The organism is Streptomyces panaciradicis, from assembly GCF_023516615.1.
GTDB classification, from domain to species: Bacteria; Actinomycetota; Actinomycetes; order Streptomycetales; family Streptomycetaceae; genus Streptomyces; species Streptomyces panaciradicis.
Genome location: NZ_JAMGBF010000061.1, coordinates 1 through 17861, shown reverse-complemented (window position 1 = coordinate 17861; position 17861 = coordinate 1). Strand labels below are relative to the sequence as shown.

The window sequence follows — 17861 nt, the reverse complement described above, 5'->3', positions numbered from 1 at the left end:
CCGTTGGCCACCTATCTCTTGTCAAGGATTGTGCGCTTATAAGTTCATCGATGGCCATACCCGATCGAATCTGATTGCGCGCCTCGAATGGGCCGAATGGCCCCGAACAAACGGCAACGCTCTCGTGCGCGCTTCGTCGGCAGGCGCCCGGGTACTCGGGCGGCTCGCGGCACCGGACTCACCGACGCGATGGAGGGAGTGCCACGCGATGAAGGCTGTGACCTGGCAGGGCAAGCGGGACGTACGAGTGGACACCGTGCCCGATCCGAAGATCCAGGAGCCGACCGACGCGATCATCCGCATCACGTCCACCGGCCTGTGCGGCTCCGACCTGCACCTGTACGAGGTACTGACCCCGTTCATGACACCCGGCGACATCCTCGGACACGAACCCATGGGGATCGTCGAGGAGGTCGGGGCGGGCGTCCCCGACCTCGCGGTCGGCGACCGCGTGGTGGTGCCGTTCCAGATCGCCTGTGGCAACTGCTGGATGTGCCTGACCGGGCTGCCCACGCAGTGCGAGACCACCCAGGTCACCAGCGAGGGCATGGGCGCCGCCCTGTTCGGCTACACCCGGCTCTACGGCGCCGTCCCGGGCGCGCAGGCCGAGTACCTGCGGGTCCCGCAGGCCCAGTTCGGGCCGATCAAGGTCCCCGAGGGCCCGCCCGACGACCGCTTCGTCTACCTCTCGGACGTGCTGCCCACCGCCTGGCAGGCGGTCGGGTACGCGGGCGTCCCCAAGGGCGGCAGCGTCGCCGTGCTCGGGCTCGGCCCGATCGGCGACATGGCCTGCCGGATCGCCATGGCGCGCGGCGCCGGGCGGGTGTTCGGCGTCGACCTGGTCGGCGAGCGGCTGCGCAGGGCGCGGGCGCGTGGCGTCGAGACGTACAACCTCCGCAACTTCGACAACGAGAAGGAACTCGTCGAGGCGATCCGCGACGAGACAGCCGGGCGGGGCCCCGACGCCGTGATCGACGCCGTCGGCACCGAGGCGCACGGCAGCGCGGCGGCCAAGCTGGCCCAGCAGGCCGCGGCCATGCTGCCGCGCAAGATCAGCGGCCCCTTCGCCGAGCGGTTCAGCGTCGACCGCCTGGCGGCCCTCTACACCGCGATCGAGCTGGTGCGCCGGGGCGGCACGATCTCGCTGAGCGGCGTCTACGGCGGGATGGCCGACCCGCTGCCCATGCTCACCATGTTCGACAAGCAGATCCAGCTGCGCATGGGGCAGGCCAACGTGCGCCGCTGGAGCGACGAGATCATCCCGTACCTGACGGACGAGGACCCGCTCGGCGTCGACGACTTCGCCACCCACCGGCTGCCGCTCAGCGAGGCGCCGCACGCCTACGAGACGTTCCAGAAGAAGCGCGACGGCATGGTGAAGGTGCTGATGCAGCCCTGACGCGGCAGCGGCGCCAGGGCCTGTGGATCGGCTCGGCGTCGCTGGGTCCGGCACGCACCTCTGCGGGTTGCACGCACCAGACCCCGCTCGGGGCGGCCATGACGCACCGTCCTCTGCAGCCGACCTGATCCAAACGGCAGGCGCTAGCCGAGGATCTCGCCCAGGTCGTAGCGGACCGGCTCCTCCAGTTGCGCGTACGTGCAGCTGTCGGGGGTCCGGTCCGGGCGCCAGCGGCGGAAGCGGGCCGTGTGCCGGAAGCGCGCCCCGTTCTCCATGTGGTCGTACGCCACCTCGGCCACCCGCTCCGGGCTGAGCGGCACCCAGGACAGGTCCTTCTTGCCCGACCAGCGGCTCGGCGCACCGGGCAGCCGTGCCGTCTCGTGCGCCGCCTCGTCGGACCAGGCCGCCCAGGGGTGCCCCGCGACGTCCGCCATCCTGAGCGGCTCCAGCTCCTCGATCAGCTCCGCGCGCCGCTTCATCGGGAAGGCGGCGGACACACCGACGTGCTGCAGCCGGCCCTGGTCGTCGTAGAGGCCGAGCAGCAGCGAGCCCACGACGGGTCCGCTCTTGTGCAGGCGGTAGCCCGCGACGACGACGTCCGCCGTCCGCTCGTGCTTGATCTTGAACATGGCGCGTTCGTCCTGGAGGTAGCGCACCGTGAGCGGCTTGGCGATGACACCGTCCAGGCCCGCCCCCTCGTACTGCTCGAACCAGCCCTGCGCCACCTCCAGGTCGGTCGTCGCCGGCGCCAGGTGCACCGGCGCGGTGACCCCGGACAGCGCCCGTTCCAGCAGCGCCCGGCGGTCGGTGAGCGGGACGTCCAGCAGCGACTCGTCCGCCAGGGCCAGCAGGTCGAAGGCCACGAAGGAGGACGGGGTCCGCTCGGCGAGCGTCCGCACCCGTGAGTCCGCCGGGTGGATGCGCTCGGTGAGCGCGTCGAAGTCGAGGTGCCCGTCGCGGGCGATCACGATCTCCCCGTCGAGGACGCACCGCTCGGGCAGCCGCTCCCCGAGCGCGCTCACCAGCTCGGGGAAGTACCTGGTGAGCGGCTTGCCCGTACGGCTGCCGAGCTCGACCTCGGCCCCGTCACGGAACACGATGGCCCGGAAGCCGTCCCACTTCGCCTCGTACTGCATGCCCGGCGGGATCTTCGCCACCGACTTGGCGAGCATCGGCTTCACGGGCGGCATCACCGGGAGATCCATGCCCCGATTCTGCTCGCATACGTCGCTTTGTGCCCGGTATGCGAGGTGTACGGGGTATGCCTACCGTGTCGGTATGGGCGAAGCGGTGGAACTGGAAGCGGGCGGCCGTACGGTCCGGCTGTCCAGCCCGGACAAGGTCTTCTTCCCGGAGCGCGGATTCACCAAGCTGGACCTCGCCCGGTACTACATCGCCGTGGGCCCCGGCATCCTGCGCGCCCTGCGCGACCGGCCCACCACCCTGGAGCGCTACCCGGACGGCGTCACCGGCGAGTCCTTCTTCCAGAAGCGGGCGCCCAAGAACATGCCCGACTGGATCCCGACCGCCCACATCACCTTCCCCAGCGGCCGCAGCGCCGACGAGATGTGCCCCACGGAGGAGGCCGCCGTCCTGTGGGCGGCCCAGTTCGGCACGCTCACCTTCCACCCGTGGCCGGTGCGCCGCGACGACGTCGACCGCCCCGACGAACTGCGCATCGACCTCGACCCGCAGCCCGGCACCGACTACGGCGACGCCGTGCGCGCCGCCCACGAACTGCGCGCCGTCCTCGACGAGTTCGGCGGCCTCAAGGGCTTCCCGAAGACCTCCGGCGGACGCGGCCTGCATGTCTTCGTGCCGATCGAACCCCGCTGGACCTTCACCCAGGTGCGCCGCGCCGCCATCGCCGTGGGCCGCGAGATGGAGCGCAGGATGCCGGACCGCGTGACCATCAAGTGGTGGAAGGAGGAGCGCGGCGAGCGCATCTTCCTCGACTACAACCAGACGGCGCGCGACCGCACCATCGCCTCCGCCTACTCCGTACGGCCCCGCCCGCACGCCCCCGTCTCGGCGCCCCTGCGCTGGGACGAGGTCGGCGTCGCGCATCCGCGGGACTTCGACATCGCCACCATGCCCGCGCGCTTCGCCGAACTCGGCGACGTGCACGCCGACATGGACGACCACCGCTACTCCCTCGACGCCCTGCTGGACCTCGCGCGCCGGGACGAGCACGATCACGGGCTCGGCGATCTCCCGTATCCGCCCGAGTACCCCAAGATGCCGGGGGAGCCCAGACGGGTGCAGCCCAGCCGGGCGCGGAAGGACCCCTCCTGAGGGTGCCCGCGGGCCCTCGCCCCGGACGCGCCCCCCAGCCGATCATGGGCGGGTGACACTTGTACTGACGCGAGCCGACCTGGTGACCGTGCTGACCGTCGAGGACTGCCTCGACGCCCTCCGGGAGGGGTTCCGCACGGAGCGGCACGTGCCGGTCGCGGGGCAGCGGGCCCGCACGGACCTGCCGTTTCCCGGGACGGCCACGGCCCTGATGCCCGGGCTGCTGCCGGGCGTCGAGGCCTACACGGTCAAGGTCAACGCCAAGTTCCCCGGCGCGAGGCCCGCGTTGCGCGGAGTGATCTGCCTGCACAGCGGCAGGGACGGCGAGTTGCTCGCGCTGCTGGACTCGGCCACGGTCACGGCCTGGCGGACCGGCCTCGCCGCGGCCCTGGGCACCCACGCGCTCGCCGGGCCCGGCGGGACGCTGGGCGTGGTCGGGGCGGGCGCGCAGGCCGAGTTGGTGGTACGGGGCCTGGCGGCACTGCGGGGGACCGGCGCGCCGGTCGTCCACGACACCGACGGCGAACGGGCGGCACGGTTCGCCGCGCGGCACGGCGGCCGGGTCGTGGGGTCGGCGCCGGAGGTCGCCGCGGCGGCCGACGCGGTGCTGCTGGCCACGTGGTCGCGCCGGCCCCTGCTGCGGCGGGCGGACACCAGGCCCGGACAGCACGTCACCAGCCTCGGCGCGGACGAGCCGGGCAAGCAGGAACTGGCCGCCGATCTGCTCAAGGCCGCGACGCTCGTCGTCGACGACCGCGAACTCGCCGCGGACATGGGCGCGTTGGCAGCCGCGGGCCTTCCGGCGGCCGCCGCCGACGTGGAGCTGGGCGAGGTGCTGCGGGGGGAACACCCGGGACGACGGAGCGCCGACGAGCGCACCGTCTACGCCCCGGTGGGGCTCCCCTGGCAGGACCTGGCCCTGGCCTGGCTCGCCTACCGGCGGGCCGACCGTGACGGCGTGGGGCAGCGCGTGGATCTGCTGGCCGAAGGACCGGTCGACCGGGATCGACGAACGTCCACTCCGTGAAGGGTGACTGCCGGCGTGAAGGCCGGGGCGGCCGTGCGGCGCCGTCAGCCGGTGGCCGGGAGCGAGAGCGCTCTCACCTCGACGGTCGCCCGGGCTATCCTGATCGGCACCCGCCCCCGAGGAGCCACGAGTGACCGAGACCGCACCGCGCCCCACGCTGGAGGCCGTGGCCGCCCTGGCGGGCGTGTCGCGGGCCACCGTCTCGCGTGTGGTCAACGGCGGGGACGGCGTGCGCGAAGCGCTCGTCACCCGGGTGCGGCGAGCCGTGGAGGAACTCGGGTACGTGCCGAACCAGGCCGCCCGCAGCCTGGTCACCCGGCGCCACGACGCCGTCGCCGTGGTCATCGCCGAACCGGAGACCCGGGTCTTCGCCGACCCCTTCTTCGCCCTCCAGCTGCGCGGCATCAGCAAGGAGCTGACGGCCCACGACAACCAGCTCGTGCTGCTGCTCACCGAGGGCCGCGACGACCACGCCCGGGTCGGCCGCTACCTCGCCGGCGGCCACGTCGACGGCGCGCTCGTCTTCTCGCTGCACCTCGACGACCCGCTGCCCGGGCTGATCCAGCACGCCGGCGTGCCGACCGTGTTCGGCGGACGGCCCGGCTGGAGCGAGAGCGACGGCGACGCGGTGTACGTCGACAGCGACAACCGGGGCGGCGCCCGCGAGGCCGTACGGCACCTCGTCGGCCTCGGCCGCTCCCGCGTCGCGCACATCACCGGCCCGCTGGACCAGACGTCCGCCGCCGACCGGCTCGACGGCTTCCGGGACGTCATGCCCGACGCGGACCCGCGGCTGGTCGAGGAGAGCGACTTCACGCCGGCCGGCGGCGAGCGGGCGATGCGCGCGCTGCTGGACCGGCGCCCCGACGTGGACGCGGTCTTCGCCGCGAACGACCTCACCGCCGTGGGGGCCCTGCGGGTGCTGCGCGAGCACGGGCGGCGGGTGCCCGAGGACGTGGCCGTGATCGGCTTCGACGACATGCTGCCCGTCGCCGAGCAGGCCGACCCGCCGCTCACGACGGTCCGTCAGGACATCGAGGGCATGGGGCGGTTGATGGCACGGCTGCTGCTGGGCCGGCTCGGGCACCGGACCGACCGGGACGCCGAGGGCACGTCGGCCGGCGTGGTGCTGCCCACCACCCTGGTGCGACGGGCCTCGGCGTGACGCCGGCCGCCGCCCTCAGCCCTGCGGCGGCGCGCTCCTGATGACCGCGAAGCGGGCGCCGTACGGGTCCGCGAGCCGCGCCACACTGCCGACGCCCTCGATCTCCGTGGCCGGCATCCGCACCGTCGCGCCCAGCTCCCGCGCCCGCTCCACCGTGGCCTCGGCGTCGGCGACCTCGAAGTAGGGAAGCCAGTAGGGGCTGTCCTCGGACGGGTCGTCGGCGAGCGAGACGATGCCGCCGAACATGGAGTCCTCGCCGCCGCCGGAGGGGTTCAGGCACGTGTACGTACCGCCGGGGAAGGGCACCGCGGAGGTCTCCAGGCCGAGCGTCTCGTGGTAGAACCAGGCCGCCGCGGCCATGTCCGGGGTGTACAGCTCCACCCACGACAGGGCGCCCACCTCGTTCGCCAGGTCGACGCCCTTGGTCCGGCCGGGCTGCCAGATGCCGAACGGCACGCCCGCCTTGTCCCCGAGGACCGCCATGCGGCCCTCGCCCATCACGTCCATGGGCCGCAGGAACACGCTGCCGTGGGACTGCTCGGCGGCCTTGGCGGTGGCATCGGCGTCGGCGGAGCGGAAGTAGACGGTCCACGACGGCGGGCCCTGCTCGGGCCCGGTCTGCATGGCGCCGGCCACCGTCCTGCCGTCCAGCTGGAAGAAGCCGTAGCCGCCGGCGTCCGGGCCCGCCGATCGGAACTGCCAGCCGAAGAGCCCGCCGTAGAAGGAGATGGCTCCGTCGATGTCGGACGTGCCGACGTCGATCCAGTTCGGAGCGCCGTTGACGAAATCGGTGGTGAGCATTGTCGCCCTCCTCGCAGGGGTCCCGTTCTCCGCACTGCCGAGTCTTGCACCGCCCACCGACAATCGCCGCCGGAACGGATCACGCCGCGTCCCCGCGCGCCGCCGTGCGCCGAGGCGGGCGCGCGGGCCACCATCAAGGGAGCCGGAGGCCGTGAACGACGGCGTTGATCGGGCGTTGAGCGAACGTTTTTCGCCGCCCGGCACGATCACGCCATGCACATCGACACCATCATCCCGGGCGACCTCGCCTGGCAGGCCGAGGCCCTGTGCGCGCAGACCGGGGCCGACTTCTTCTTCCCCGAGCCCGGCAGTTCGGTCCGCGAGGCCAAGCGCATCTGCGCCCTGTGCGAGATGCGGCCCGCCTGTCTGGAGTACGCGCTGCGCAACGACGAGCGCTTCGGCGTCTGGGGCGGGCTGTCGGAGAAGGAGCGGCTGGAGATCAGGCGCACCTCGCGCTGAGCGAAAATCCGCCCGCCACGCGCGCGTGGGCGGGCACAATCCCCGCATGGTCAGCCTCACCCCGCAGCAGCAGACCGAGAGCCTGCTCCACGCCCTCGACCCGCTGCCCCACCCGCACCGCATGCGGGAACTCGCCGCGCGCGTCCGGGAGACCACACCCCTGCGACCGCTGCTGGAGGAGCTCGAGACGCGGGGCACCTACGGCCGGCAGCTCGCCGTCGTCGCCGCGTCCGTCGGGCGCGACGCCGGTTTCGTCGCCGCGCGCATCGCCGACCCCGACTCCTTCGTACGCGGCCACGCACTGCGGGTGGCCGACAGCCTGGGCGTCCCGGACAGCGCCTTCGAGACGGGACTCGCGGACGCCGGCGAGACCGTGCGCCGGGACCTGCTGCGCGCGGTGGTCGCCTCGGGGCGCACCGCGCTCGCCGACCGGCTCGTCGACACCCTGCGCGAGGAGTGGGGCGACACCGAGGCGGCCCGCCTGCTGCCCGGCTGCACGGCCGGCACCGTCGAGCGGCTGCTGCCCGGGCTCCTGCACGCCGTCGGCGCGTGGACGGCACTGGCGAAACGGCACCCGGAGATCCTGCTCGGCGTGCTGGAGGAACAGCTCGCCGGTCTGCCGCCGGCGCTGCGCGGGACCTGGTGGACGCGCTACGGCCACGCGGTGGCCGCGGTCACGCCCACCGCGCCGGCGCGGGTCCTGGGGCTGCTGGAGCGGCTGGGACCCACCCGTGTGCCGTACGAACTGCGCTGCCAGGCAGGGAGGTTCGCGGCCGCCGATCCCGGCCGGGTGCTGCGCCTGCTGCTCACGCCCGCGTGGGCCGACGTCGGCCTCCGTACGCTGGGCCCGGCCGTCCTGCGCCGTCTCGCCCGCTCCGGACGGCCCGAACTCGTCGACTACGGGCGCTCGTTGGTGCAGTACGGCGGACTGCCGGCCTTGCTGGAGGCGCTCCCGCCCGGCCGGAGGGAGGCGCTGTACAACGCCGTCGACGAAGGACGCGGGGGCTCCGACACCGTCGACGTCACCGTCCTCGGCGTCCTGACCCGCCGTCACGCGGCCGACGTGGCAAGGGAGTCGGCGGGCCGGGCCCGTGAGCGCGGGGCCCGGTGGACCGCGGTGCTGCTCGCCGAGTCCTTCCTGCCCGTCGCCGAGGTGCGCGAGCGGCTGCTCGCGGCCACCCGGCGTCCGGCCGCCGAGGACCGGGCCGAGGCCTGGCCGCTGCTGATCCGCAACGCCGCGCGCTGGGGCGACCCGGCCGCCGTCACCGCCGTCCTGCGGGACATGGAACGCCTGCGCAACGAACAGGACCCGGTCCGCTCGGCCGCGCTGCGCGCCCTCGCCGACACCCGGGCGGCCCTGTTCACCGAGGACGCCGCGCCCCACCTGGACCGGATCGCCGCCGACGCCGTCGAGGCCCGCGACTCCTCGCCCGAGACCCGGCGGCGGCTGAGCGCGCTCGCCGTGGCCGTGCTGCGCGAGCACGCGGCCGGCGGCTCCAGGGAACTGGTGAACTGGGCGCTGCGCACCCTGGTGCGGATCTCCGGCCACACCGGCGGCGCGGACCTCGGCCTCCTCGACCGCAGCCTGCGGCGCGGCCAGGAGCACCAGGTGTTCGAGGCACTGCGGCCGTGGATCGAGGCCGGCGCGGAGAAGGCCGACTACGGCCTCGCCTTCGCCCTCGCCCGCGCCGTGGGCCGCCGCGCGGCGGGCATGACCGAGCTGCAGGAACTGCTGTGGCAGGCCGTCCGGTACGGCGACGACTCCACCGTGCGCACGGCCGTCGACCTGTGGCTGGAGCCGCCCGCCGCACGCGACGAACGGGTGGCGCGCGTCCTCACCCACGAGCCGTCGGCGGCCGTACTGCCCGCCGTGCTGCGCGTCCTCGTCCGGCGCCGCACCGACCTGCTGGACGGGCTGCTCGCCGAGACCCCGCCGCACGGGCGCTTCCTGACCAAGGGCACCCCGTGGTCCGTACCCGTGACCGCGGACGTACGACGCTGGGTGCCGCGCCAGCAGGCCGCCCTGCTGCGGCAGTTGGCCGCCCTGGCCGGGGACGCCGGGCTGCCCGCGTACGAGCGGGCGCAGGCCGTGGCCCGGGCGGCGCACGTCCCGGACGGCGGTGCCGGGCTCGTCCGCCGCTGGACCGGCTCGTCCGACGTGGTCCTGGCGGAGGCGGCGCTGGCCGCGCTGTCCCGCACCGACCGCCCCGCAGACGCACTGCCCGAACTGCTGGCCCTCGCCGGCACGGACCGGGCCCGGGTCGCCGTCTACGCGGCCACGCGCGCGAGCCGGTACGCGCGGCCGTCCCGCCTGGCCGCGCGGCTCACGGACGTGCTCACCACGCCGGACGCCAAGGTGACCAGCCGCAAGGAGGCCGTGCGGCTCGCCGCCGCCCGACTGCCGGTGCCCCAGGCCGCGCGCCTGGTCGCCGAGACCTACGCGCGCCCCGGCACCCACCCCGACGTGCGCGCGGCCTGTGTCGCCTGCACCGCGGGGCTGCTGGCCCACGAGGAGATCTGGGCGCTGCTGCGTGACGCCGCCGACGCCGAACCGGTGCTGCGCGCCGCCGTGCTGCGGGTCACGCCGTTCGACCTGCCCGCGCCCCGGCGGGAGCGGTACGCCGCCCTGGTGCGCGAGGTCAGCGGCACCGGCGACCCGGAGACCGCGGACCTCGCCTTCGCGGCCCTGGCCCGCTGGACCGCCTGGTCCCCCGAGGCGCCCGGGGTACTGGCCCGCGCCGTGACGGACCTGTCGGAGCGCACGACCTGGCACGCCGCCGCCCGGGGACTGGTCACGGCCGCGTCGGCGAGCCCCGAGGGCGCCCTCCGGCTCCTCGAGGCGCTGCGGACCCTGGCCGAGACCCCGGCCGACGCCGAACCCGACGCCGAGGAGGGCCGCGACCGGCCCGCCCGCCGACGCGTCGCGTACCTCGCCGCATGCCTCGGCGACGGCGCCCGGACCGCGCCGGCGGCCCTGCGCCCCGCCGCGCTCGACGCGAGCGAGGTGCTGGGGGAGTACGACGCCCACGTCCCGCAGGCCGCCGCGCTCGCCGTCGCCCACCTGGACCTGACCGCCGTGCCGCCCGGCCTGGACCGGCTGTGCGCCGTCGTGGGCGCCGGGCGGCCCGTGCTCGCCGGGCGGATCGCCCACACGCTGCGCCTGCGCCTGCAGCACCACGAGAAGCAGGTCGACGCCGAGGCGCTCCTGGCGGAGGCGGTACGGCTGACCGGACACGGCGGTCACACCGAGGGCCTGCTCGCCCTCGCCGTCGTCCAGGCGCTCGGCGGCCGCACCGACTGGCCCGCGCCCTGGCGCGAGCGGCTGCGGGCGCTGCGCCGCCACCCCTGCGCCGACGTACGGGACGAGGCGCTGGAGGAGACGACGGCGCACGAGTGAGCGCCCGGCCCGGCGGGTGGCCTCAGCCGGGTTCCTGCTCGCCCTGGCCGTCGTCGGGGTGCTGGGCATCCGCCCGGACGGGCGGGCCCTGCGGCGCGTGCGGCTGCGGGTGCCGCGTCGCCGTCCCTGCGTCGACGGCCTGTGTGGGCCGTCCGCTCTGTGCCCGGTTGGCCCTCGGATGGCGCCGCGGGTGGCCTCAGCCGGCCGCGCGCGCCGCCATCCGGGCCTTGCGGGCCGCGAGCTTCTCGTCGAACTTCAGGGCCTCCGCGTCCAGCCCGCCCATGAACAGGCCGAGCTCCTCCTGGGCCGCGCGGCCCTCGGGGCCGAGACCGTCGATCTCCATGACCTTCAGGAAGCGCAGGACCGGCTGGATGACGTCGTCGTGGTGGATGCGCAGGTTGTAGACCTCGCCGATCGCCATCTGCGCCGCCGCCCGCTCGAAGCCGGGGATGCTGTGGCCTGGCATGCGGAAGTTGACGACGACGTCCCGCACGGCCTGCATCGTCAGGTCGGGGGCGAGCTCGAAGGCGGCCTTCAGCAGGTTGCGGTAGAAGATCATGTGCAGGTTCTCGTCGGTCGCGATGCGGGCCAGCATGCGGTCGCAGACCGGGTCGCCGGACTGGTGGCCGGTGTTGCGGTGCGAGATGCGGGTCGCGAGCTCCTGGAAGGCGACGTAGGCCACCGAGTGCAGCATGGAGTGGCGGTTGTCCGACTCGAAGCCCTCGCTCATGTGGGCCATCCGGAACCGCTCCAGCTGGTCCGGGTCCACCGCGCGTGAGGCGAGCAGGTAGTCGCGCATCACGATGCCGTGCCGGCCCTCCTCGGCGGTCCAGCGGTGCACCCAGGTGCCCCAGGCGCCGTCGCGGCCGAAGAGCGAGGCGATCTCGTGGTGGTAGCTGGGCAGGTTGTCCTCGGTGAGGAGGTTGACCACGAGCGCGATGCGGCCGATCTCGGTGACGTTCGACTGCTCCTTGTCCCAGGCCTCGCCGTCCTCGAAGAGGCCGGGGAAGTTACGGGCGTCCGACCACGGCACGTACTCGTGCGGCATCCAGTCCTTGGCGACCTGCAGGTGCCGGTTGAGTTCCTTCTCGACCACTTCCTCCAGGGCGTACAGCAGCCGGGCGTCGGTCCAGACGGCGGGGCTGCCGAGGGAAGGGGAAGTGATCGTCACGGGAACTCCAGGGGGACGCATGACAGAAGCGGAACTGACCGGCGAGCGGTGCCGGAACCTACGGGATCGTAGGCTACGAATCCGTAGGTTACGAAGCCGTAGGTTAAGGGCGCTGTAAAGATCGCTGATCAGGCGCCCTGTCGCGGGCGTCCGGGGCCATGTCAAAAAGCCCCAGGACCCGCAGGTCCCGGGGCCGAAACGGTGAACGGCTCACCCGTCAGGCGTACAGGTCGCGCATCCGGACCGAGAGGCACGTCACACATCCCTCGAGCTTCTCGAACTCGCTGATGTCGACCACGACGGGCTCGAAACCGAGGTCGGCGAGCAGCTCCGCCGTCTTCGGCGCGCTCGCCGCCATCAGCAGCTTGTCCCCGCCGAGCAGCACCACGTGCGCGCCGGACTCCTCCGGCACCGACAGGAAGCGCGGGAACAGCGCGGGCCGGTCGACCTTCGGGATGTGCCCGACGACGGTCCCGTCGGGCAGCGCGGTGACCGCCGACTTCAGGTGCAGCACACGGCTCACCGGCACCGCCACGACCCGCGCCCCGAGCGGCTCGAAGGCGGCCCGCAGCTGCTGCACGCCCGCCGCGTTGGTGCGCCCGCCCCGGCCGACGTAGATCGTGTCGTCGACCTTCAGCACGTCGCCGCCGTCCAGCGTGCCCGGATCCCAGATCCAGTTCACCGAGCAGCCCAGCCGGGCGACGGCCTCCTCGACGCCGGCCGTCTCCTCCCGGCGCGACTCGGCGCCGGAGCGCGCGATCAGCGCGACGTTCTTGTACATGACGACGGTGTCCTCGACGAACACCGAGTCCGGGCAGTCGTCGGCCGGGTCGACCTCGATCGTCTCCCAGCCGTGCGCCCGCAGGGCCTCGACGTAGCCCTCCCACTGCTCGCCCGCGAGATCGGCGTCGACCTTCTCCCGCTCGATGTGCGTCACCAGACCTTCGGCGAGGCGCGGGCTGGGGCGGCGGACGAGGGCCTTCTTGCTGGGCACGAGGGGCCTTTCGCATCGGAGGGGCGGGGGAGCCGGGCACCCGTGGGTGTGCGGGGGCCCGGTCCGCCATCATGCAGCCCGGACGGGCGAGGACAAAACCCTCGTTGCCGGGCTGTGCCCCTCTCGCAACGCGCTACCCCACCTCCTCCGGCGTCGTCTCCCGCAGCTCGCCGTCGAGCAGCAGCCACCTCGTTATGCCGATCGACTCCAGGAACGGCAGGTCGTGACTGGCCACGATCAGCGCCCCTTCGTACGACTCCAGGGCGCTCGTGAGCTGTCGCACGCTCGCCATGTCGAGGTTGTTCGTCGGCTCGTCGAGCATGAGCAGCTGCGGCGCCGGCTCGGCCAGCATCAGCGCGGCCAGCGCGGCCCGGAAGCGCTCGCCGCCGGACAGGGTCGCCGCCTTCTGGTCGGCGCGGGCACCGCGGAACAGGAAGCGGGCCAGCCGCGCCCGGATCCCGTTGTTCGTGGCGCCCGGCGCGAACCGGGCCACGTTCTCGGCGACGGAGAGCTCGTCGTCGAGGACGTCGAGGCGCTGCGGCAGGAACCGCAGCGGCACGTGCGCCAGCGCCTCGCCCGACACCGGCGCCAGCTCCCCGGCGATCGTCCGCAGCAGCGTCGTCTTGCCCGCGCCGTTGCGCCCGACGAGCGCCACCCGCTCGGGACCGTGCAGGTCGAGCCCGCCGGCCACGCGCGCGCCGTAGGCGAGCTCCAGCTCCCGCAGGGTGAGCACGCTCCGGCCCGGCGGTACGGCGGTGTACGGCAGGTCGACGCGGATCTCGTCGTCGTCCCGCACGGCCTCCACCGCGTCGTCGAGCCGTTCCCTCGCCTCGGTGAGCCGCTCCTCGTGCAGGAGCCGGTGCTTGCCCGCGGACACCTGGGCCGCGCGCTTGCGCGCCCCCATGACGATCTTCGGCTCGCGCTTCTGGTCCCACATCTTCTGGCCGTACCGCTTGCGACGGGCCAACTTGACCTGGGCGTCGACCAGTTCGCGTTTCTGCTTGCGCAGATCGGCCTCGGCGACGCGCACCATCCGCTCGGCCGCCTCCTGTTCGACGGCGAGCGCCTCCTCGTACGCGGAGAAGTTGCCGCCGAACCAGGTGACCTCCCCGGCGCGCAGATCCGCGATCTGGTCGACCAGTTCGAGCAGTTCACGGTCGTGGGAGACCACGACCATGACACCCGGCCAGGACTCCACGGCCGCGTACAGCCGTCTGCGCGCGTACAGGTCGAGGTTGTTCGTCGGCTCGTCCAGGAGCAGCACGTCCGGGCGGCGCAACAGCAGCGCGGCCAGCCGCAGCAGCACCGACTCGCCGCCGGACACCTCGCCGATGGTGCGGTCCAGGCCGATGTGGCCGAGCCCGAGCTCGCCGAGGGTGGCGAGGGCGCGCTCCTCCACGTCCCAGTCGTCGCCGACCGTCTCGAAGTGCTCCTCGGCCACGTCGCCCGCCTCGATGGCGTGCAGCGCGGCCCGCCGCCCGGCGATGCCGAGCGCCTCGTCGACGCGCAGCCGCGTGTCGAGCGTGACGTTCTGCGGGAGGTGCCCGACCTCGCCCGCGACGCGTACGGCGCCGTCGGCCGGGGCGAGTTCGCCGGCGATCAGTTTCAACAGGGTCGACTTGCCCGACCCGTTCACGCCGACGAGCCCGGTCCTGCCCGGGCCGAACGCGACGTCGAGCCCCTCGAAGACGGACGTGCCGTCCGGCCAGGAGAAGGACAGGGAGGTACAGGTGAGGGAAGTGGACATACGGGGCCTCCGCGATTGCGTGGTGCGGTCAGGGGCAAACGCGTATCGAGACACCGGCGACCCGGGAGGCGGGACCCGAGGAGAGAAGGAGGGCACGAAGAAGGCCCTGCTCCGTCGGGACGGCTCGAACACCGAGGTCGCACGCTGCGCACACACCTCTCGGGTGTGACGCGGTGTCTCAGGACCTCAGAGGAGCAACGTCCTTCTCCGATCGACGACAACAGAACCGCCATACACCGTACGAGCGGGGTGCGGGGCTGTCAACGAATTAACGTGAGCCCCGACCTCGCCGCACCAAGGAGACCTCGTGCCCCACGGTTCGCTCCCCCTCCCGGCCAAGCTCTGCCTGCTGGCCTGGGACACCCCAGGCGGCGAGGCCATGGCCGCCGCGCACGTGGTGCGGGCCGGCGCCCTCACCGAACTGGTCCTGCGCGGCCTGCTCACCGACGACGACGGCATCGCCACGCCCGTGGACATGGACTCCCTCGCCGCGGACGCCGTGCTCGACGGCCTTCTGGAACTGGTCCGCGAGTCCCGGCCGCACCGCTGGCGGAACTGGGTGACGCTGCACGCGCGCGTGACGTTCGAAGCGGCCCGCGAGCAGCTGACCGCCGAGGGGTGTCTGCGGGCGGAGAAGAAGCGGGTCCTCGGCGTCTTCCCGAGCGTGGAGCACGTACTGCACGACACGGCCCGCGTGGAGGCCCTTCGGGAGGAGGCGCGGCGGATCCTGCGGGAGCGGCTGCCCGAGGTCTCCGGCCGGCAGGCCGCGTTCGCCGCCCTCGCGGCCGCCGCGAACCCGCCCGCGCTGTTCCCGGACGGCGACCGCGCCCACCACGACGCCCGCGTCGAGGAGCTGATCACGCTCAGCGGGGTGCGGGGCGTGCTCAGCGAGCTGTGCGCCGCGCTGTCGACGCCGGGCCGGGCGCTCACGTAGAGGTCGGATTCCTGCCGGCCGCCGCCGCGCGGCGGCTGGTTGGGTGAGGGGCATGACGACGAACCCGCACCCCCGGCGCGACCGGGCCCTCGCCTTCCGAGCCCTGCACGTCCCCGGCGACCCGCTCGTCCTGGCGAACGCCTGGGACGCCATGAGCGCGCGCGTCGTCGCCGACGCGGGCGCCGCGGCCGTCGCGACCACGAGCGCGGGACTCGCCTGGGCGCTCGGCGCGGCCGACGGCGACCGGCTGGACCGGGACGCCGCGCTCGCCGCCGTCGCGCGCGTGGCCGCCGCGGTCGGCGTGCCCGTCAGCGCCGACATCGAGAGCGGTTACGCGAAGGACGCGGCGGGGGTCGCCGACACCATCCGCGCGGTGATCGGGGCCGGCGCGGTGGGCGTCAACATCGAGGACGCGCTGTACGAGCCCGCGGCCGGCCCCCTGCGGCCGGTCGCCGAGCAGGCCGAGCGGATCGCCGCCGCCCGGGAGGCCGCCGACGCGGAAGGCGTGCCGCTGTTCGTCAACGCCCGGATCGACACGTTCCTGCGGGACGGCGGGGGAGTGGACCGCACGCTGGAGCGGGCCGCCGCCTTCCTCGCCGCGGGCGCCGACGGAGTCTTCGTCCCCGGGGCCGTCGACCCGGACACGATCGGACTCCTCGCCACGGGGATCGACGCCCCGCTGAACGTCCTCGCGGGTCCCGGAGCCCTGCCGGTCACCGAACTGGCGTCCCTGGGCGTCGCGCGGGTGAGCGTCGGTTCCGAGGTGGCGCAGGCGGCGTACGCCGTGGCCCGAGCGGCGGCGAGGGAACTGCTGGAGAAGGGAACGTACGACTCCCTGGCGGGCGGCCTGGACTACACGGCCCTCAACGAGTCGGCGACGTCCTGACCCACCCCAGGGGGCGCGGGGAACCGCGCGACAAGCCACCACTCAGCCGCAGCCGACCGACGACGCACCGCGTCTTCAGCAGGCGTCCCGCATCAACGCGGCCAGGTCGTGGTCCAGATCGAGGTGCAGATGCTCCAGCCCGGCCGGCACCAGCTCCCCCGTCGCGTCGAGGAACGCCCGCACCTCCTCCGACCGCACGTGCACCACGGCCGTCCCCTCGGGCGCGTGGAACTCCAGGACGGTCCGCTCGTACCCGTACGGCCGCACCCGCACGTCCCCGTGTCCCTCCGGCCCCTCCAGGCCGGCCGTGAGCAGTTCCCGCGAGAAGGTCCAGCAGACCTCCACGCCCTCCAGCGTGGCGGGAGCGGGGAAGGTCATGCGCACCGCGAACGGATCGGTGCGGTCGTAGTGAAGAGTCGCCGGGATGCTCGGCATACGCGGCGCGGCGGCGACGAGGCGGGCCTCGACGGGCTGCTCGATGACGGTGGACAACGCCTGCTCCCTTGTGACGGCTGGACGAGCTGGAGACGAGCTGGACGAGCTTGCGGGCTACTGAGCCGGGCACTGCTAGAGACGCCGGAATCGGTGAATCCGTGCACACGAGTTTCGAGTGACCTCCGTCACCGCGTTCATTCACAGAAGTGACGTGCTCCATCGGGCGTGAACCGCCGGGCCGCCGGGGCGCGGTGGGCATCTGGACGGCGCCGGTGCCGTGGACTAGCTTCGCCCGCCATGAGGCGATCGGTGATCACGCGACGGATGAGACGCACGTTCCGCACGGTGGCCGCGGGGGCGGTGTGTTCGGTGGCGCTGGCCGCCCTGACCGCCGTACCGGCCCAGGCGGGGGAGCGGGGGTGGCCGGCACCGCACTGGGCGCTGAAGGACACTCAGGCGCCCGAGGTGCGCTTCCGCGGTCTGTCGGCCGTCGGCCGGGACACCGCGTGGGTGGCGGGCACCCGGGGCACGGTGCTGCGGACCACCGACGGCGGGGCGAGCTGGCGGAACGTCTCGCCGCCCGGCGCGTCGGACCTGCAGTTCCGCGACATCGAGGCCTTCGACGCGCGCCGGGCGGTGGTGCTGGCGATCGGCGAGGGCGAGGCATCGCGCGTGTACCGCACCGACGACGGCGGAGCGACCTGGACGGAGTCCTTCCGCAACACCGACGCGAAGGCCTTCTACGACTGCATGACCTTCTTCGACCACCGCCACGGCCTCGCGATGAGCGACCCGGTGGACGGCAGGTTCCGCATCCTGTCGACCGGTGACGGCGGCCGCTCCTGGAAGGTGCTGCCCAGCGCGGGCATGCCGGCCGCCCTGGACGGGGAGGCGGGCTTCGCGGCGAGCGGACAGTGCCTGGTCGCCTCGGGCCCGGCGGACGTCTGGCTGGCCACCGGGGGCGGCGCACGCGCACGCGTGCTGCACTCCGCGGACCGCGGGCTGACCTGGACGGCCGCCGACACGCCGATCCCGGCGGGCGACCCGGCCAAGGGCGTCTTCGCCCTCGCCTTCCGCGACCGCGCCCACGGCCTCGCCGTCGGCGGCGACTACCGCCCCGACCAGGCCTCCCCCCAGGCCGCCGCGGTCAG

The 17861-nt window shown here is 73.9% G+C and carries 15 protein-coding genes; 9 read left to right on the top strand and 6 right to left on the bottom strand.

All coding sequences use genetic code 11. The annotated features are described in order from the left end of the window. The first annotated feature begins 208 nt into the window (after positions 1–208). Positions 209–1399: a zinc-dependent alcohol dehydrogenase gene (locus M8J74_RS21395; RefSeq protein WP_249837980.1), complete on the top strand. Its 1191-nt coding sequence runs from the start codon at positions 209–211 to the stop codon at positions 1397–1399. A gap of 143 nt (positions 1400–1542) precedes the next feature. On the opposite strand, the gene M8J74_RS21390 is transcribed toward M8J74_RS21395, so the two are convergent. Next, positions 1543–2604 (bottom strand): ATP-dependent DNA ligase, encoded by a 1062-nt coding sequence (locus M8J74_RS21390; protein ID WP_249837979.1) that lies wholly within the window; start codon positions 2602–2604, stop codon positions 1543–1545. Between the two features lie 73 nt (positions 2605–2677). Here M8J74_RS21390 and ligD point away from each other — a divergent pair, with 73 nt between their 5' ends. From ligD to M8J74_RS21375, 3 genes are all read left to right on the top strand, one after another. Then, a complete protein-coding gene (gene ligD / locus M8J74_RS21385) occupies positions 2678–3694 on the top strand; it encodes a non-homologous end-joining DNA ligase (protein ID WP_249837978.1) in 1017 nt (338 codons plus the stop codon). A gap of 52 nt (positions 3695–3746) precedes the next feature. Continuing rightward, complete coding sequence (locus M8J74_RS21380; RefSeq protein ID WP_249837977.1) at positions 3747–4721, top strand: ornithine cyclodeaminase family protein; 975 nt, start codon at positions 3747–3749, stop codon at positions 4719–4721. 130 nt (positions 4722–4851) lie between these two features. Beyond that, positions 4852–5886, top strand: coding sequence for a LacI family DNA-binding transcriptional regulator (locus M8J74_RS21375; RefSeq protein WP_249837976.1), 1035 nt, complete (start codon positions 4852–4854; stop codon positions 5884–5886). Between the two features lie 15 nt (positions 5887–5901). Here the strand turns inward: M8J74_RS21375 and M8J74_RS21370 are convergent, their stop codons facing one another. Further along, complete coding sequence (locus M8J74_RS21370; RefSeq protein ID WP_249837975.1) at positions 5902–6687, bottom strand: VOC family protein; 786 nt, start codon at positions 6685–6687, stop codon at positions 5902–5904. Between the two features lie 213 nt (positions 6688–6900). Here M8J74_RS21370 and M8J74_RS21365 point away from each other — a divergent pair, with 213 nt between their 5' ends. Together M8J74_RS21365 and M8J74_RS21360 are read left to right on the top strand one after the other, a co-directional pair. Then, positions 6901–7146, top strand: a complete 246-nt coding sequence (locus M8J74_RS21365; RefSeq protein ID WP_058921881.1) for a WhiB family transcriptional regulator — start codon at positions 6901–6903, stop codon at positions 7144–7146. 46 nt (positions 7147–7192) lie between these two features. After that, the gene (locus tag M8J74_RS21360) at positions 7193–10543 is read left to right on the top strand and encodes a hypothetical protein (RefSeq protein ID WP_249837974.1); all 3351 of its coding nucleotides are present in this window, start codon (positions 7193–7195) and stop codon (positions 10541–10543) included. A gap of 196 nt (positions 10544–10739) precedes the next feature. Here M8J74_RS21360 and M8J74_RS21355 read toward each other — a convergent pair whose 3' ends face one another. The 3 genes from M8J74_RS21355 to M8J74_RS21345 form a co-directional block, all read right to left on the bottom strand. Then, on the bottom strand, positions 10740–11714 hold the full coding sequence (locus M8J74_RS21355; protein WP_249837973.1) for an acyl-ACP desaturase: 975 nt from the start codon (positions 11712–11714) through the stop codon (positions 10740–10742). A 217-nt stretch (positions 11715–11931) separates the two neighbouring features. Next, positions 11932–12708: a dimethylargininase gene (ddaH, locus tag M8J74_RS21350; RefSeq protein WP_249837972.1), complete on the bottom strand. Its 777-nt coding sequence runs from the start codon at positions 12706–12708 to the stop codon at positions 11932–11934. Between the two features lie 133 nt (positions 12709–12841). Further along, positions 12842–14455 carry an ABC-F family ATP-binding cassette domain-containing protein gene (locus tag M8J74_RS21345; protein ID WP_249837971.1) on the bottom strand — a complete coding sequence of 538 codons (1614 nt, stop codon included), beginning with the start codon at positions 14453–14455 and terminating at the stop codon, positions 12842–12844. 307 nt (positions 14456–14762) lie between these two features. Here M8J74_RS21345 and M8J74_RS21340 point away from each other — a divergent pair, with 307 nt between their 5' ends. Together M8J74_RS21340 and M8J74_RS21335 are read left to right on the top strand one after the other, a co-directional pair. Further along, positions 14763–15389 carry a GOLPH3/VPS74 family protein gene (locus M8J74_RS21340; RefSeq protein ID WP_249837970.1) on the top strand — a complete coding sequence of 209 codons (627 nt, stop codon included), beginning with the start codon at positions 14763–14765 and terminating at the stop codon, positions 15387–15389. A gap of 52 nt (positions 15390–15441) precedes the next feature. Beyond that, complete coding sequence (locus M8J74_RS21335; RefSeq protein WP_249837969.1) at positions 15442–16275, top strand: isocitrate lyase/PEP mutase family protein; 834 nt, start codon at positions 15442–15444, stop codon at positions 16273–16275. Between the two features lie 75 nt (positions 16276–16350). Here M8J74_RS21335 and ssgD read toward each other — a convergent pair whose 3' ends face one another. Continuing rightward, positions 16351–16767 carry a spore wall synthesis regulator SsgD gene (gene ssgD, locus M8J74_RS21330; protein WP_249837968.1) on the bottom strand — a complete coding sequence of 139 codons (417 nt, stop codon included), beginning with the start codon at positions 16765–16767 and terminating at the stop codon, positions 16351–16353. A 267-nt stretch (positions 16768–17034) separates the two neighbouring features. Here ssgD and M8J74_RS21325 point away from each other — a divergent pair. After that, the coding region (locus tag M8J74_RS21325) for a WD40/YVTN/BNR-like repeat-containing protein (RefSeq protein ID WP_249837967.1) at positions 17035–17861 on the top strand (827 nt) is incomplete at its 3' end.